We start from the raw sequence: 15,452 nt of genomic DNA on the forward strand, positions 1-15,452 counted from the left end.
GCCCCGGCGATTCTGTCTCAGGCAAGCAGTTTCACGCGGCCGACGGCGAATCTTTGCCGTGGCTGTGGAAAAGACTCGCAACCCTGCCGCCCTGACCGCCGGGGTCGCTCGCCTCTGGCGCGCCGTGTCTCTTCATGCGAATGTCATTGGCTCCGGGCGGCTTCCGCGTCGCGTTAGAAAGCCCCGGACCGTTTCATTCACTCGTAACGAGAACCGATGCCTCCAATCGAACAATTGGCGGAGCGGCGCGTCTTTCAGGTCGCGCAGAGCGACACGCCCGCCTATCGCACGCCCCCACACAATATCGAGGCCGAACAGGCGTTGCTCGGCGCCATTCTCATTAACAACGACGCCTTCGACCGCGTTTCCGACTTTCTCCGCGCCGAGCACTTCTCCGAAGAGCTGCACCGGCGCATCTATGAGACGCTCAGCCAGCTCGTCCGGGCCGGCAAGCTCGCTACCGTCGTCACGATGAAGACCTTTCTGGCCGACATCGAGCTGCCGGCGGGCGTGACGATTCAGGCCTATCTCGCGCGCCTCGCGGCCGAAGCGACGACCATCATCAATGCGGAAGACTATGGCCGCATCGTTCACGATCTGGCGACGCGACGCGAACTGATCAGCATCGGCGAAGACATCGTCAATACGGCCTTCGATTCTCCCGTCGACGCCAGCCCGCGCGCGCAGATCGAGGAAGCCGAGCGCAAGCTTTACGCCATTGCCGAAACGGGCCGTTACGAAGGCGGATTCCAGCGTTTCTCGGACGCGCTCACCATCGCCATCGACATGGCGTCGAGCGCCTATATGCGCGACGGCCATCTCTCCGGCGTCGCGACTGGGCTCGTCGATCTCGACGAGAAGATGGGCGGCTTGCAGAAGTCGGATCTCATCATCGTCGCGGGCCGTCCCGGCATGGGCAAGACGGCGCTCGCCACCAACATCGCCTTCAACATCGCCAAGGCCTATCAATTCGAGGTCGAACCGGACGGCGCGCACAAGACGATCAATGGCGGCATTGTCGGCTTCTTCTCGCTCGAAATGTCCGCCGAACAATTGGCGACCCGCGTGATCGCCGAACAGTCCGGCGTGCCGAGCTACAAGATCCGTCGCGGCGATCTCAATCAGGACGATTTCGAGCGCATCGTGCAGGCGTCGCGCGAGATGCAGAGCATCCCCTTCTACATCGACCAGAGCGGCGGCATCTCCATCGCGCAGCTCGTGGCCCGCGCGCGGCGCCTCAAGCGGCAGAAGGGGCTCGATCTGCTGGTGGTCGACTATCTCCAGCTTCTCGCCGGCTCCAAGTCGCGGGGCGACAATCGCGTGCAGGAACTCACCGAGATCACCACGGGCCTGAAGGCGCTGGCCAAGGAGCTCAACGTCCCGGTGATCGCGCTCTCGCAGCTCTCGCGTCAGGTGGAATCGCGCGACGACAAGCGGCCGCAGCTCTCCGACCTGCGCGAATCCGGCTCCATCGAGCAGGACGCCGACGTGGTGCTCTTCGTCTATCGCGAAGAATATTACCTGAAGAACAAGGAACCGCGCGAAGGCACGGAAGAGCACATCAACTGGATGGCCGAGATGGAGCGCGCGCATGGCCGCGCCGAGGCCATCATCGGCAAGCAGCGCCACGGTCCGACGGGCACGGTCGCCCTCGCCTTCGAGGCGGAGGTGACGCGCTTCTCCAATCTCGCCGAAGAGGACAAACTGCCGTCGCCGATCTGATCGCCAAACCGGAACGCGCGCCGCGAAGACGGCGCCGGACGCGCGTTCCAATCATTGCTGAATATCAAACTAAGTTGCGCAAAAGACACACGAATTACAATTCATTGATATTGTGAGTTGGTCTCTTTCGGGAATCGCCTCACGGCGTCTAGATTTGGCCATGCGGTTGTTTGGAGGCCATATTTTCGGCGCGATGGGGCGCCGCCGGCGCTTTGCCGGCTGGGGCGCCCATGCGCGCGCGCTGGCGATGGCGCTGCTGATTGCAGCGCAGGCCCTTGCGCTGACTCAGGGTCCGGGATCGGCGTTCGCCTTCCTCGGCCAGATTTGCGAAACGCCCTCCGCCCAACCATCGACGAGCGCGCATGCGCCCGCTCCGGCGACCGACGCCCATCACGATTGCGCGGCCTGTCTTGTCTGCGCTTTTGCTTCGGCGATCGAGGCGCGGGCGCCGGGACATCCCCGGCCGACCGTCTATCCGGCGACCATCGCCTCAACGCCCGACGCCGCCTCGACTCCTGTCGTGCGCTGGCGCGCCGCGCATCCGGCGCGGGCGCCGCCTGTCTTCTCCTGATCCAAAAGCCTTCACTCTGACGCGCGGCCCCCGCGCGAACGCTTAACCGCCGTCACTGGCGGATCGGGAGAATTTTGTCATGTCACGTCACCACCTGACGCGCGGCGTTTCCGCCGGCGCGATCGCCCTCGCTTTGCTTGGCGCCGCCCAGGCGCAAACGCCCCTGCCCGACATTCGCATCGCCGCCACCCGCCGCGCCTCGTCAACGGGCGCGCCCAATCCGACCGCCGCCCCTGTGCAACAGGAGCCGTCCGCCGACGCGACCATCGTCGACAGGAAGCAAATCGTCGCGGAGCGTCCGGCGAGCGCGGACACCGTGAAGCTGCTCGAACGGACGCCGGGCGTGAGCTGGTACGAGAATGGCGGCGTGTCGCGCCTGCCGGCGATTCACGGGATGGCCGACGACCGGCTGAAGATCATGATCGGCGGCGTCGAGCCGACCTCGGCCTGCGCCAACCACATGAACCCGCCGCTCTCCTATATCGACCCGAACAATGTCGACAGGATCGAGGTGCAGTCCGGCGTGATGCCGGTCAGCAAGGGCGGCGACTCGATCGGCGGCTCGATCCTCGTGACCCCGCGCCAGCCCGCCTTCGCGCCACCCGCCAATGCGCCGGCCGTGGTCGTCGCGCCGACCGGGCCGTTCCTGCTGGGCTCGCCCTATCCGCCCTTTCTGCCTTTCAACGGCCAGGGCCTGCGCTTCGGGGCGGACAAGCAGGTTCTCGCGACCGGCGCGATCTCCGCTTTCTTCCGCACCAACAACAATGGCGTCACCGTCTCCGGCACGGCCAATGTCGCGACCGAGCATTGGAGCGTGCTCTATAATGGCGCCTGGTCGCGCGCGACCGACTATCATGCCGGCGGCGGCGATCAGAAGGTTCTGTCGACGAATTTCATCTCCGAGCAGCATTCGGTCACCGCGGCCTATCAGAACAACGGTCATCTGTTCTCGCTGCGCGGCGCGATCGAGAACATCCCCTATCAGGGCTTTCCCAACCAGCGCATGGATATGACCGGCAATCGCGCCTATACGGCCGACGCCAAATATCTCGGCGCCTATGAGTGGGGCACGGTCGACGCCCGCGCCTTCTATCATTACGTCTCCCACACGATGGGCTTCCTGCAGGACAAGCAGCCCGCCAACATGCCGATGAACACAATCGGCAAGGACTACGGCTACGCGATCAAGACGGAAATTCCCTTCACCCAGATTTCCGGCCATGACGTCCTGCGGCTCGGCAGCGAGTATCACGGCTTTCATCTGAACGACTGGTGGGAGCCGGTCCCCAATTCCATGATGATGGGACCGCTCACCTACTGGAACATCAACAACGGCCAGCGCAATCGCCTCGGCCATTACGCGGAATGGGAGGCCGCCTGGTCGCCCCGCTGGTCGACGCTGTTCGGCGTGCGCAACGACACCGTCTGGATGAACACCGGCGCCGTCGCGCCCTATGACTGGCGCAACCCAATTCCGATGCCGGGCATGAGCATGGGCGGCGGCGGCATGGGCGGCGGCATGGGCGGTGGAATGAGCGGCGGCATGGGCGGCATGCGCATGATGATGATGGGCATGAACAACCCCGACGCCGTCGCCGCCAATATGTTCAACGCGCAATACAACGGCCGCACCGACGTGAATTTCGACATGGTCGCCAAGGCGCGCTACCAGCCGGATGAGGCCAGCACCTATGAATTTGGTTATTCGCGCAAGACGCGCTCGCCCAATCTCTACGAACGCTATGCCTGGGGCGTGAGCTCGATGGCCATGGCCATGAACAACTGGTTCGGCGATCTCAACGGCTATGTCGGCAATATCAATCTCAAGCCGGAAGTCGCGCACACCTTCGGCGTCACCGGTGAGTGGCGGGATCCGCAAGGAAACTGGGAAGCGCGGGTCAACCCCTACTACAGCTACATCGAAAACTTCATCAACGCGGAGCGCTGGACGAATATCAGCGGCGTCGCGGGCATTCCCTTCGTCGGGATGCAGTTCTTCAATCACCGCGCGGAAATCTACGGCGTGGACGTGTCGGGCCGGGTCAAGCTCTGGGAAACGCCGGACTATGGCCAGTTCTTCGCCACCGGAAACGTGAACTACGCTTTCGGGCAGGACTTCAACATGCCCAATTACACGACCTGCGGCATGTCCGGCTTCAGTTGCTACATTCTCGCGCGCAACTTCCGCACGACGGACGGTCTCTATCACATCATGCCGCTCAACGCGCGCGGCGCGATCGAGCATCGTCTGGGCGGCTGGTCCAGCGCCGTGGAAGTGCAGCTTGTCGACAACAAGACGCATGTCTCCCTGGCGCGCAATGAGCTGATGACCGGCGGCTATGCGCTGGTCAATCTGCGCACCGCTTACGAATGGGGCAATATCCGCGTCGATCTGGCGCTGGAGAATCTGTTCGACCAGCTCTATTTCCCGCCGCTCGGCGGCAGCTACTTCACCCTCGCCAGGGTCACGAACAATCCCCTGAACTACGGACCCGTGCCGGGCATCGGCCGCAACTTCGTCGCCGGCATGACGGTGAAATTCTGATGATCGAGAACAAGGGCGGCGCGAGCGCGTCGCCCTTCGCCGCGCGCTTTTCTCCCCGACACGGCGTCGTTGCGTTAGGATCGGGGCTCCCGCTCACCACCGGATTTTTGCGCCCATGGAACAACGAGACCTCGCCCGCCGCGTTCTTCTCACGCTTCTCCTCGTCGTCCCGCCCGCGCCGGCGTTTGCGGACATCATCGGCATGCAGGTGGAGCGCAAGGTGACGGAAGCGGACATGAAAGCCTCGCTGCGCGAGGTCGAGCTTGTCGATGAGAAAGGCGCGCCGCTCGATCTCAACGCGCTGATGGGGAGCGGCAAGCCGACGCTGGTTTCGCTCTGGGCGCATTGGTGCCCGAACTGCCTCGGCGAGGTCTCCGGCTACAAGGCCATCGCCAAAGCCTGTCCGCGACAGTGGAACATCGTCTTCGTCTCGGCGCGCGCCGGGGATTATCCAAAGGATCTCGCCAAATTCAAAAGCTTCGGCCTGCCGTGGAAGTTCTACCATGTGGGCGGATCGTCGCGCGACGACGTGGCAAAGGCGAAAGCGGCGCGCGCCTTCTATGGCGAGACCGTCGAGGGCGGCGTGGTGACGCCGATGCATTATTTCATCGACGCCTCCGGCGCGGTCGAGGCCATCGTCGCGGGCAAGATGGACTTTACCGAGCCTGACCGCCTCGCCGCCTTCTGCGGCCGCTGACGGCGGAGTCAGTTCGGCCCTGCGCGAAAATGCTCTATCCTGCGCGCCTTCAGAGATTCGAGCGCCACGGAGACGATATGCGGGCACTGGTCGCGACGCCGGACAATCCCATCCCCGCTGGCGCCGTCCTCCATCGGTTGCGGACGCTGGACGGCCGCACGCTGCGCGCCGCGACATTCCCCTGCCCTTCGAGCCCGCGCGGCACGGTCGCGCTGTTTCAGGGCCACAATGAATTCATCGAGAAATATTTCGAGACCATCGAAGAGCTGCGCGGGCGCGGCTTCGACGTCGTGACGCTCGACTGGCGCGGCCAGGCGGGGTCGGAGCGCGAGCTCGACGACCCGCGCAAGGGCCACATCGACGATTTCTCGCAATATCTGCGCGATCTCGACGTTTTTTTTGCCGAAGTACTGGCGCCGAGGCCGCAGCCCTGGTTTGCCCTCGCCCATTCCATGGGCGCGGCCATCATGCTCGACCTCGCCCATGAGACCCGCCCGCCCTTCGAGCGGATGGCGCTGGTCGCGCCTATGATCGACCTTTACAATCTCCGCTTCCCGCGCGGGGCGCGCTGGCTTGCCGATACGCTGGACATGCTGGGCCTTGGCGGCCGCTTCATTCCCTTCGGCAAGGGGCGCTCCTTTCTCGAAGGACCGTTCCAGGGCAACAAGTTGACGACCGATCCCGTGCGCTTCGCGCGCAACGCCCGCATCATCACGGCGGCGCCGGATCTGGTGATCGGCGATCCGACGATCGGCTGGGTCAACGCGGCGTTCCGTCTCATGAAGCGTTTCGAGGCGCCGGAATATGCGCGCCAGATCCGCACGCCGATTCTGGGCTTCACGGTCGGGCGCGACCGCATCGTCTCCAACGCCGCCATCGAGCGCTTCGCCCAGAACCTCAACAATGGCGCGCTGATCCATGTGCCGGGGGCGGAACATGAACTGCTGATGGAGCGCGACGAATGCCGCGCCCAATTCTGGTGCGCCTTCGACGCCTTCATTCCCGGGAGCCGGGGCTAGCGCAAGGCGGCCGCCATTATCCAGCGAGAATCCGCATCGCCGCCTCATGCAGCGCGCGGTCGCCCGCGGCGATCACGGCGCCGCCCTCGGAGGCGTTACCTCCCTCCCAGGTCGTCACCACGCCCCCCGCGCCCTCGATGATCGGGATCAGCGGGAAAATGTCGTATTTTTTCACTCCGGCCTCGATAACGAGATCGACATGGCCGGCGGCCAGCGCGCAATAGGCGTAGCAGTCGCCGCCGTAGCGTGAGAGCCGCACCTGCTCTTCCACGCGATGGAACTTCTCGCGCAATCCCTCTTCGATCAGCAAGGGTGAGGTGGTCATCAGCGTCGCCTGCCCGATCTGCGGACACGGCCGCACGACGAGCCTGCGCCGCTCCTCCTTGCCCCGGACGTGGCGAGCCGGGCCGCGCCAGAACGCGGCCTCGCCGTCGCCGTGGAACCGCTCGCGGGTGAACGGCTGATGCATCAGCCCGTAACAGGGGCGGCCGTGATGCGAGAGACCGATCAGCGTGCCCCAGGTCGGGAAGCCGGAAATGAAGCTCTTGGTGCCGTCGATGGGATCGAGCACCCAGACATATTCGGCGTCCTCTCCACGCGCGGCGAACTCCTCGCCGATGATTCCGTGGTTGGGGAAGGTCCGCTCGATGAGTCGCCGCATGGCGAGCTCGGCGGCGCGGTCGGCCTCCGTCACCGGATCAAAGGCGCCGCCATGGGCCTTGTCGTCCGCGGCGATGGCGGTGCGGAAAAAGGGCATGATGGCGTCGCCCGACACTTCCGCGAGGTCTTCGACGAATTTCTCGAAATCGACGACGGTCATTCCTGCTCCAGCCGCCGGCTGCCGCGATTATTCGGCGGCCATCCGGCGCGGGCCGCCGAGAGTCTTATCCGTTTCAATGTCCAGCGCGAGGCCGGAAACCACCTCGGCGAGATCGGCGGCGACCGCCGCGAAGCGCGGGCTCTTGTCCAACGTCGCCTCGTCCATGTAAAGCCCGCGCGACACCTCGACCTGAACGGCGTGCCAGCCAGCCGCCGGCCGGCCGAAATGCTCGGTGATGAAGCCACCGGCATAGGGCCGGTTGCGCTGCACCTGATAGCCGAGCGCCCGCAGCCGGGCCTCCACGCCCTCGACGACGCCGGGCGCGGCGCTTGCGCCATAACGGTCGCCGATGACGAAATCCAGACGGCGCTTGTCGCCGCGTCCGGACATGGACGGCTCGCGCGCGCTCGACGACGGCATGGAATGGCAATCGACGAGAATCGCCACGCCGAACCGCTCCTGCGCCCGCTCCATCAGGCCGCGCAACGCCGCGTGATAGGGCTTGTAGAGCGCCTCGATCCGCCGCAGCGCCTCATCGACGGAAAGGCGGCCGCTGTAAATCTCCCGCGCGTCGGCCACGACACGGGGAATCGTGCCCAGCCCGGCCGCCACGCGCAGCGAGCGGGTATTGGCGAATTGCGGCAGCGGCCCCTCGAAGAGCTTGGGGTCGAGCTCATAGGGCTCACGATTGAGGTCGAGATAGGCGCGCGGGAAATGCGCGAGCAGCAGCGGCGCCCCCACCGCCCCGGCGGATGCGAAAAGCTCGTCGACATAAGCGTCCTCGGAGCGCCGCAGCGAGGCGGCGTCGAGCTTCGCGGCCGCGAGGAATCGCTCGGGATAGACCCGGCCCGAATGGGGCGAGGAAAAAACGAGCGGCGAGGTCAATTCCCCCGGCTCGATCACCTCGAAGGGGGGAGAAAATTCGCTCTCCGCCGGCGGGGGTGTCTCGCCGCGCCCTGATTCACCAGTCATCCGGTCGCCCTGCCTTGCCCATGCCGGCCCCGTGGCCCGGCGTCTGGTCGCAAGCTTTGCGCAATTCTGCTCTGCAATGGCCTAAGTTAACGTGACGCGCCGGAAGTTTCACCTGATATTTACGAAGCTGCGTCTGTATGAGGCGAAAACCTGCGAGGATGACGATGAACGAGCGGATGACGGCAAAGATCCTGCTGGCGGAAGACGACAACGACGTGCGCCGTTTTCTGGTCAAGGCGCTCCAGCAGGCGGGCTTTTCCGTGGCTTCCTTCGACAATGGCCTCGCCGCCTACGATCAGTTGCGCGTCGAGCCCTTTGAACTGCTGTTGACAGACATTGTCATGCCCGAGATGGACGGCATCGAGCTGGCGCGCCGCGCCACCGAGCTCGACCCGGACATCAAGGTGATGTTCATCACGGGCTTCGCCGCCGTCGCGCTCAACCCCGACAATCAGGCCCCGCGTCAGGCGAAGATTCTCTCCAAGCCCTTCCATCTGCGCGACCTGGTGACCGAAGTGCAGCGGATGCTGGCGGCCTGAGACAGGCGCCTTGAGCTTGTCCACAAATCCTTTAGGCTAGCCGCCGGGCGGAGCTTCGCAGGCTCCCGACCCCCTTTGCCGGAATGGCCTGAATGCGATTCTCGATCGACATCGACAGCGGCGACACGATCTCTGGCTGGCTCTCCCCGGACAATCCGTCGCTGTCCCCGAGCGTCATTGTCGCCGTCCCGGGGCGGGACGAGGTCGAAATTCCCGGAAGCGTGATGCGACGCGACGTCGCCGACGCGGGCTATCATCTGACCGGGGTCTGCGGCTTCCTGATCACCGCCGACCGGGTCCCCGACCTGCCGACGCTGATGGACCTCGAGATTCTGGAGGCCGACACGCGCCTCCCCATCTACCGGCGCTTCGCGCCGGACAGGGATCTCCTGAAAAGGCTTTTCCTGTTCGATTGCTCCGTGCTTCCGCAACGCCGCCTGCTGGACGAACTCGGGCGCTACTTTTCGCTCAGCTATCAGCACGCAGAGCGCAATGGCGCGGAAACCACCATCGCCTGCATTGTCAATCCGGGCGCCCAATCGGTCGTCATGAGCGGCCGCTCGCATGTCGTGCGCTATGACGATCTCCTGAGAGAGAGGGGCTTCCTGCGCTGCGCGCTCCTGCGTGAGCCGTGTGAAGAGCTGGCGGAGCGGCTCTATTTCCTCAATTACCTCGCCCAGGAGGCGGACCGCGAGGCGCTCGATCACTATGCGCACGGCCTGCGCAGCCTGATCGACTTCGCCCGCGACCTTCCCTTCAGGGACCCGAAGGGCCTCACCGCGGCTTTTCGCGGCGCCACGGAAACGCAGCGGCGGGAGCTGATGAGCCCGATGACGCGCGTGTTCGGCTGCGAGGTGGGCGAGCCGCCGCGCCGGGCCAATGTCACCCAGGCCCTCCAGAAGCTGGCGGGCTTCGACGTGATCGGCGTGCGCGAATGCTTTCCGCTGTTTCGCGACCTGCTGGCGGGCGCTCTGGGGAAGAATGTTCTGGGGGACGAGGAGCCGGTGCGTTACCCGGCGGTCAGCGCGCTTGCGCAGACATTGTCCAGAATCGGCGTCGTCAACGATTTCCTCGCCGAGGACCTCGCTCTCTACGCCTATGTCACCGAGGCGATCGAGGACGGGCTCGCCCCGGCGGAGAACGCGCTTTCGGCGTGACGCGGGACGGCGCCGCTGGCGCGATTGCGCATGAAGCGACCTTGCCGAACGGGGCGCGTTGCGCTATGAGCGCAGCCAAATCGGCAATTCAACCGGCCGCCCCGCGCCGTCAGGCGTCCCCGGGGTCGCGGCTGTTTCAGATCGCAGGAAGGACGCGTTCGATGAAAAAGGAAATCCACCCCGATTATCACACGATCAAGATCGTGATGACTGACGGCACCGAGTATATGACGCGCTCGACCTGGGGCAAGGAAGGGGACACGATGAACCTCGACATCGACCCCAAGACGCATCCGGCCTGGACCGGTGGTTCGACCCAGCTCCTCGATCGCGGCGGCCGCCTCTCGCGCTTCAACTCCCGCTTTGGCGGCCTGAGCTTCGGCAAGAAGTAAGACGCCGGACAATCCAAAAGAAAAACGCCGGAGCGGCCGCCGCTCCGGCGTTTTTTTGCCCGAAAGCGACTCGCGCCGCCCTCCTCCCCTCTCCCCGGCGTCGCGGCGAGAGGGGGGCTTCGAGTGGCCCGGCGCTTACCGGGCGAAGGCGTCGCGCAGCCGCTCCAGTTGCTCCTGAACCGGGCTCGCGGCCGGGGTGGATTGCGCCGTGACCGCTTCCGGCCCGGAATAGATCAGTTGGTCGAGATGGATGATCCGCGACTGGAGACGCAAGGAATGCAGCGCCAATTCGCGCAGCCGCTCCGGCAGGCGCTCGAACATGTCGGGCGCGGAGGCGAGCTCCTGCTGCTGGAGCTTGACCCTGTGACGGTCGCTCGCCGCCTGGCTGCGCGTGAGCTCGCCCTGATTGACCGCCCGCTGAAGCAGGAGCCATGACGCGATCTGCATGAGGCGCGTCGTCAGGCGCATGCTCTCTGCGGCGTAGGCCAGCGCCTCGGCGCGCGCCAGAATCTTGGCCTCCTCCCGGCCGGCGCCGTCCAGATAGGCGGCGGCGTCTTCGACGAGCCCCATGCCTTCCTTGAACATTGCGCCGAACGCCTCGGAAGCCGCGAGCTTCTCGACGAAGGAAACGGGCTGGCCCTGCTCGCCCGGACTATCATTCAAACGACCCATGCCACGCTCACGCTTTGGCCGGACGACGCCGGCAAACTCGATACAGAGAGACAGTAGCGCACCTCGGCCCGGCGCGCGCGCTTAGCCGTTTTTTAACCTTAACTCAGGCAGAGCTGACGTCAAAAAAAAGAGCCGCAAAAGCGGCTCTCTAGGTCGTGACAGGGAGGCATCAAGGACGAGTGGAGAAGAAGAGGCCACTCGAGCCCAACTCGTTGGACTGATTGCAAGGCTATGTCCACATCGTAAATATATGGTTAACGCACGGGCGTGCGCCGCCGCGCCGCGCCGGGCTCCCGCTGTTCGGAGTCGGATAAGAAGGGAAAGGTCAGAGCTTGAGCTGGGCCGCTTCGACCACCGCGCCTTGCGCGGGCAGTTTCTCGCCGCGCGGCAGGAAGGAGCAGCCGAGGCACAGGAGCAGGAGGCAGAGGGCGCGGATCACCTGGCCGGCGTCGATGCGGCAGAATTCCGGGCGCTGATTGGCCGCGCCCTGCGGTTGGGGCTTGTCGCGCAACGGAGCCAATGGGCCACGCGGGGCGGCGGATGGACGACGGCGGGCGTTGGCTCCGAAATGCAAATCGACATGCGCCATGCGGGGCTCCCGTGAAACGGGACGAAAGTTTAAGGAAAATCCTAACTATTCCGTTAAATCCTGTCCCTTGCGCCGCGCTGCTTGACGCGCGGACGCCCCGGAGGCATTTGAACCCTCTTCCCTTCTCTCCCCGAGGCCTTTCCGAATGATTCGTTCCGCGTTGATGAATGTCATGACCGCCGCCGCCATCAAGGCGGGCCGCGGCCTGAAACGCGACTTCGGAGAGGTCGAGAATCTGCAGGTCTCGGTGAAGGGGCCGGGCGATTTCGTCACCGCCGCCGACAAGCGCGCGGAGAAGACGCTGTTCGAAGAGCTCTCCAAGGCCCGGCCGGGCTATGGCTTCCGGCTCGAGGAAGGCGGCGTGGTCGAAGGCTCCGACAAGAGCCACACCTGGCACATCGACCCGCTCGACGGCACCTCGAATTTCCTTCACGGCGTTCCGGTCTTCGCCGTCTCCATCGCGCTCGAGCGCGAGGGCCAGCTTGTCGCCGGGCTGATCTACAATCCCGCGATCGACGAGATGTATGTCGCCGAGAAGGGCCAGGGCGCCTATTTCAACAACCGCCGCATGCGCGTCGCCGCGCGCCGGTCTCTAGCCGAGTCCATGGTCGCCTGCGGCATCCCGCCGCTCGCCCGCGCCCGGGACCATGAATCCTTCAAGCGCGAACTCGCGGCCGGCATGGCCAAGATCGGCAACATCCGCCGCATGGGTGCCGCCGCCATCGACCTGGCCATGGTCGCCTGCGGCCGTTTCGACGGCTATTGGGAGCGCGGGATCAACTCCTGGGACGTTGCGGCCGGCATCGTGCTGGTGCGCGAGGCGGGCGGCTTCGTGACCGATCTCGCGGGCGGCTCCGACATGCTCGCCAGGGGCGAAGTCTGCGCCGGCAACGAGACCATCCATCGCCTGCTGCTCGACGTCATGCGGAAGGCGTGACCATGCTCGCCGCCGCGCCCAGCCCCCCGCCCGCGCTTCCGTCGCCCTCCCCGCTCCTGCGCCGGCGCGCCGACGCCGACTGGCCCGCCCTGCTCGATCTCTGGGTCGACTCCTGGCGCGCGACCTATCCCGACATTGATTTCGACGCGCGCCGGGGCTGGCTGACACGGCAGGTCGAGAGGCTGGAGGCGGATGGCGCGATGACGCTCTGCCTTTTCGCCGGCGAGCCTGCCGAAATCGCGGGATTCGTGGTGATCGACCCGCAGACGGGCTGGCTCGACCAGATCTGCGTCGCTCCGGGCCATATGGGCGATGGATGCGGCGCGCGGCTGATGGCGGCGGCCCGCGCCGTCTCGCCCGGCGTCGTGCGGCTCGACGTCAACGCCGACAACATGCGCGCCATTCGCTTCTACGAGCGCGCCGGCTTCACGCAGGTGGGTCGCGGCGCGAATACGCTCTCCGGCCGCGCGACCGTCATGATGGAGTGGCGGGCGGCTGATCAGGACGTTTCGCTCATTCGCCTCTCTCCCGGCGCATCTCCCGGAATCCAGACAAAGTCCGAGTGAACGCCTCTTCCAGCGCCTCGTGCACCGCCTGTTGCGTCTCCGTGCTCGCCTCATAATCCGCGAGTTCGAGATCGCGGTAATTCAGGACGAAAGCATCGAGATTTTCTGCCGCCAGCCGGCTCGCGTCCGGATTCGATCTGGAACGTTCGTTCAGATATTGCACGAAAGCGGCGAGCGTCCCGAACGACTCCGAGAAGGAGTGCCCTCCGTCGAACGTCAGATATATCAGCGCGCCGAGGAACGCGTCGCCGATGTTGAGGATTTCGTTGGTCTTGCGCGCCTCTCTCCGGGCGTGTCGATACGCGTTTATGAGGAGAATCATCGTGCCCGACGCCCCGGTCGCGAAGTATCTGTTGGCAAGGAGCCCCGACCGCTCGAAATCCGTGGGCTTGTCAACGTCGATATGCAGATAGGTCTGCAGCGCCAGCCGCTTGGGCCAGGTTCCTCGGCCCGGGAAATCGGGCCGGCCCTGATACGGCAGAAATGTGCCGAAGTCCCGGGTTTTAATGGGCGAGGGATTCTTCTTGTCGATGTCCATGGCAACTTCGACCAGCGACAACAGCGCCGCATAGCGTTCGACTTCCTCCAGGGCGTCCGCCAACTCAGCATCCAGCCGCTTCAGATATTTCGTCGCCGTCTTGTCGAGGATTCCGCCGAGAAACCCCACATCGCCAGATTGGCTTTGAGATCGCTCGCGGCTTTGACCAGCGCATTTTTCGCGCCCTCACGAAGCTCGGCGTTCCGCTTCTCGAAACCCGCCGCAAGCAACTGCAGCGCCTCGGGGGGAGCGTTGTCCTGACGCAGAGCGTCTCTTTCCTGGCGAAACTCCCTGCGCAATGCCTCAAGAGCACCGAGACATTGCTGCACCTCTGTGTCCCCGTTGGCAAAATCCAACTGGGCGCCGTCCAGAGTCGCACCGAATGCGACGAGGGGCGGGATGTCTCCGTAATCGGAGATCAGACGGTCGATATCCTTGCCGAGGTCTTTGCGGAATCGGGGCATCATCGCGACGCCTGTCGAGAGCACGGAATGCGTCGCTGAACGCGCCGGGACGATCACGTTCCTATAGAATTCCATACCTTCCCCGACCCACGGCAGGTCGACGAAATCCTTCACCACGCCAGAGATCCAGTTAACCTTTATGATGTCGAAGCCGTTTTGATTGGAGCACATCATGCTCCAGAATCTGAACCGGGACGGAGTAGATATGAACTTCTGCACGCTCGGCAGTTCGACGACATAGGGACGATTGAGAGAGTCGAGCTTCTGCGCCATTTCCGCCCAGACAAGATCGCCTTTGCGGCCGGCCGGTATCTTCGTCTCGACGTCAATACAGACTCTCTTCCCAACCGCATCGGCAGCCTTCAGAGCGGCCTTTGGCGGCTTCAGGACCAGCAGTTTCACGACCTCTGTCTCGAAGCGCCGCGCCAGAATGTTGTCCTGGCGCTGGGTATGGAACTTCTTCGCGGACGCTTCTTCCGCAAGCTTTCCCGCGAAGCTGGCAAGCTCAGGATGACGTTCCCGCAGGGCGGCTTCAGCGGATCGCAGCGCCGCGCAAGTAGTTCGGCCATTGGCGCCCTGGAACCAGAGTTCTTTCAACGTCTTGCCGTGGAGCGCCAGAAGGCCGTCCGGGTCTCCGCTCTTCTGCGCCTCGTCCTGCAACTGAGCAATGAAATCGAAGATGATTTCGGTTTCGATCCTGGGCGCGCCGCGTTCGCCCGGCCGGTTGGTGGGGCCCAGGTCGCTGACGACGCTGCTCTGGAGCTTTTCAAGATCGGCGTTGGTCAGCGGTTTCCCACGAAGGCCGACGATCTGACCGAGATGATTGAACTGGATCACATCCGCATAGAGGTCACACACCTGCGGGTCGATCGACTTCCCGACGAGCGCCTTGAGGCCATTGGCGCTCTCTTCCAGAGACAGCCTCTTGGGGAGGTTGCGGATGCTGGCTTTCCGTTCGCCGAGCGGCCGCGCGTCGGGCCGCGGGGGAACCTCGGCGCGCGGCTGGGAGCCGGGGTCCAGAACGGTGACCGCCACGCCGCGCCCCGTGCGCCCGACCCGCTGCTGGCCAATGTGACCCGTCCGGGCGTCCGCCAGAATGGGCGGAGCCGAACGGGCGCGCAGGCGACCAGGAACACCATCGGACATTGAACCCCCCTGCCGTCAACAAACCTGCGCTAGGAAAGCTGCGGCGAGCGAGGCGGTCAATGTATCGCTCTGGCTGTGGGTCCTGACTTTTGCGGCGGGAGATTGC

Annotated in this window: 16 protein-coding genes; 10 read left to right on the forward strand and 6 right to left on the reverse strand. The window is 64.8% G+C overall.

Annotated elements, in window-relative coordinates; translation table 11 throughout:
• The first annotated feature begins 216 nt into the window (after positions 1-216).
• The 5 genes from ACR652_RS20565 to ACR652_RS20585 all read left to right on the forward strand — a co-directional run bounded on the left by ACR652_RS20565 (position 217) and on the right by ACR652_RS20585 (position 6,554).
• Entirely contained in the window at positions 217-1,722 is a 1,506-nt protein-coding gene (locus tag ACR652_RS20565; RefSeq protein ID WP_434508337.1) for a replicative DNA helicase, read from the forward strand.
• A 160-nt stretch (positions 1,723-1,882) separates the two neighbouring features.
• Complete coding sequence (locus ACR652_RS20570) at positions 1,883-2,293, forward strand: hypothetical protein (protein ID WP_434508338.1); 411 nt, start codon at positions 1,883-1,885, stop codon at positions 2,291-2,293.
• 79 nt (positions 2,294-2,372) lie between these two features.
• The gene (locus tag ACR652_RS20575) at positions 2,373-4,838 is read left to right on the forward strand and encodes a TonB-dependent receptor (protein ID WP_434508339.1); all 2,466 of its coding nucleotides are present in this window, start codon (positions 2,373-2,375) and stop codon (positions 4,836-4,838) included.
• A 115-nt stretch (positions 4,839-4,953) separates the two neighbouring features.
• On the forward strand, positions 4,954-5,535 hold the full coding sequence (locus tag ACR652_RS20580) for a TlpA family protein disulfide reductase (protein WP_434508340.1): 582 nt from the start codon (positions 4,954-4,956) through the stop codon (positions 5,533-5,535).
• A gap of 77 nt (positions 5,536-5,612) precedes the next feature.
• On the forward strand, positions 5,613-6,554 hold the full coding sequence (locus ACR652_RS20585; RefSeq protein WP_434508341.1) for an alpha/beta fold hydrolase: 942 nt from the start codon (positions 5,613-5,615) through the stop codon (positions 6,552-6,554).
• A gap of 16 nt (positions 6,555-6,570) precedes the next feature.
• Here ACR652_RS20585 and hisN read toward each other — a convergent pair whose 3' ends face one another.
• Positions 6,571-7,374, reverse strand: a complete 804-nt coding sequence (gene hisN / locus ACR652_RS20590; protein WP_434508342.1) for a histidinol-phosphatase — start codon at positions 7,372-7,374, stop codon at positions 6,571-6,573.
• A 27-nt stretch (positions 7,375-7,401) separates the two neighbouring features.
• Positions 7,402-8,346, reverse strand: a complete 945-nt coding sequence (locus ACR652_RS20595) for an N-formylglutamate amidohydrolase (RefSeq protein WP_434508343.1) — start codon at positions 8,344-8,346, stop codon at positions 7,402-7,404.
• Positions 8,347-8,522: 176 nt separating this feature from the next.
• Here ACR652_RS20595 and cpdR point away from each other — a divergent pair, with 176 nt between their 5' ends.
• The 3 genes from cpdR to rpmE all read left to right on the forward strand — a co-directional run bounded on the left by cpdR (position 8,523) and on the right by rpmE (position 10,434).
• The gene (cpdR, locus tag ACR652_RS20600; RefSeq protein ID WP_434508344.1) at positions 8,523-8,885 is read left to right on the forward strand and encodes a cell cycle two-component system response regulator CpdR; all 363 of its coding nucleotides are present in this window, start codon (positions 8,523-8,525) and stop codon (positions 8,883-8,885) included.
• Positions 8,886-8,977: 92 nt separating this feature from the next.
• Positions 8,978-10,042: a hypothetical protein gene (locus ACR652_RS20605; RefSeq protein WP_434508345.1), complete on the forward strand. Its 1,065-nt coding sequence runs from the start codon at positions 8,978-8,980 to the stop codon at positions 10,040-10,042.
• Positions 10,043-10,203: 161 nt separating this feature from the next.
• Complete coding sequence (gene rpmE, locus ACR652_RS20610; RefSeq protein WP_434508346.1) at positions 10,204-10,434, forward strand: 50S ribosomal protein L31; 231 nt, start codon at positions 10,204-10,206, stop codon at positions 10,432-10,434.
• A 135-nt stretch (positions 10,435-10,569) separates the two neighbouring features.
• On the opposite strand, the gene ACR652_RS20615 is transcribed toward rpmE, so the two are convergent.
• Entirely contained in the window at positions 10,570-11,106 is a 537-nt protein-coding gene (locus ACR652_RS20615; RefSeq protein WP_434508347.1) for a DUF1465 family protein, read from the reverse strand.
• A gap of 325 nt (positions 11,107-11,431) precedes the next feature.
• Complete coding sequence (locus ACR652_RS20620; RefSeq protein WP_434508348.1) at positions 11,432-11,695, reverse strand: hypothetical protein; 264 nt, start codon at positions 11,693-11,695, stop codon at positions 11,432-11,434.
• Between the two features lie 145 nt (positions 11,696-11,840).
• Here ACR652_RS20620 and ACR652_RS20625 point away from each other — a divergent pair, with 145 nt between their 5' ends.
• Together ACR652_RS20625 and ACR652_RS20630 are read left to right on the forward strand one after the other, a co-directional pair.
• The gene (locus tag ACR652_RS20625) at positions 11,841-12,632 is read left to right on the forward strand and encodes an inositol monophosphatase family protein (RefSeq protein WP_434508349.1); all 792 of its coding nucleotides are present in this window, start codon (positions 11,841-11,843) and stop codon (positions 12,630-12,632) included.
• A gap of 2 nt (positions 12,633-12,634) precedes the next feature.
• Positions 12,635-13,198, forward strand: a complete 564-nt coding sequence (locus ACR652_RS20630; protein WP_434508384.1) for a GNAT family N-acetyltransferase — start codon at positions 12,635-12,637, stop codon at positions 13,196-13,198.
• Here ACR652_RS20630 and ACR652_RS20635 read toward each other — a convergent pair.
• Entirely contained in the window at positions 13,146-13,799 is a 654-nt protein-coding gene (locus tag ACR652_RS20635) for a hypothetical protein (RefSeq protein ID WP_434508350.1), read from the reverse strand. The genes ACR652_RS20630 and ACR652_RS20635 overlap by 53 nt on opposite strands.
• Before the next feature lie 17 nt (positions 13,800-13,816).
• Positions 13,817-15,346 (reverse strand): hypothetical protein, encoded by a 1,530-nt coding sequence (locus tag ACR652_RS20640; protein ID WP_434508351.1) that lies wholly within the window; start codon positions 15,344-15,346, stop codon positions 13,817-13,819.
• Between the last annotated feature and the right edge of the window lie 106 nt (positions 15,347-15,452).

Origin of the sequence: Methylocystis sp., assembly GCF_051061225.1 — a bacterium.
Classification (GTDB): domain Bacteria; phylum Pseudomonadota; class Alphaproteobacteria; order Rhizobiales; family Beijerinckiaceae; genus Methylocystis.

Coding starts and splice junctions, on each gene's coding strand:
- ACR652_RS20565 (WP_434508337.1), top strand. CDS start 217: ATGCCTCCAATCGAACAATTGGCGGAGCGGCGCGTCTTTCAGGTCGCG.
- ACR652_RS20570 (WP_434508338.1), top strand. CDS start 1,883: ATGCGGTTGTTTGGAGGCCATATTTTCGGCGCGATGGGGCGCCGCCGG.
- ACR652_RS20575 (WP_434508339.1), top strand. CDS start 2,373: ATGTCACGTCACCACCTGACGCGCGGCGTTTCCGCCGGCGCGATCGCC.
- ACR652_RS20580 (WP_434508340.1), top strand. CDS start 4,954: ATGGAACAACGAGACCTCGCCCGCCGCGTTCTTCTCACGCTTCTCCTC.
- ACR652_RS20585 (WP_434508341.1), top strand. CDS start 5,613: ATGCGGGCACTGGTCGCGACGCCGGACAATCCCATCCCCGCTGGCGCC.
- hisN (WP_434508342.1), bottom strand. CDS start 7,374: ATGACCGTCGTCGATTTCGAGAAATTCGTCGAAGACCTCGCGGAAGTG.
- ACR652_RS20595 (WP_434508343.1), bottom strand. CDS start 8,346: ATGACTGGTGAATCAGGGCGCGGCGAGACACCCCCGCCGGCGGAGAGC.
- cpdR (WP_434508344.1), top strand. CDS start 8,523: ATGACGGCAAAGATCCTGCTGGCGGAAGACGACAACGACGTGCGCCGT.
- ACR652_RS20605 (WP_434508345.1), top strand. CDS start 8,978: ATGCGATTCTCGATCGACATCGACAGCGGCGACACGATCTCTGGCTGG.
- rpmE (WP_434508346.1), top strand. CDS start 10,204: ATGAAAAAGGAAATCCACCCCGATTATCACACGATCAAGATCGTGATG.
- ACR652_RS20615 (WP_434508347.1), bottom strand. CDS start 11,106: ATGGGTCGTTTGAATGATAGTCCGGGCGAGCAGGGCCAGCCCGTTTCC.
- ACR652_RS20620 (WP_434508348.1), bottom strand. CDS start 11,695: ATGGCGCATGTCGATTTGCATTTCGGAGCCAACGCCCGCCGTCGTCCA.
- ACR652_RS20625 (WP_434508349.1), top strand. CDS start 11,841: ATGATTCGTTCCGCGTTGATGAATGTCATGACCGCCGCCGCCATCAAG.
- ACR652_RS20630 (WP_434508384.1), top strand. CDS start 12,635: ATGCTCGCCGCCGCGCCCAGCCCCCCGCCCGCGCTTCCGTCGCCCTCC.
- ACR652_RS20640 (WP_434508351.1), bottom strand. CDS start 15,346: ATGTCCGATGGTGTTCCTGGTCGCCTGCGCGCCCGTTCGGCTCCGCCC.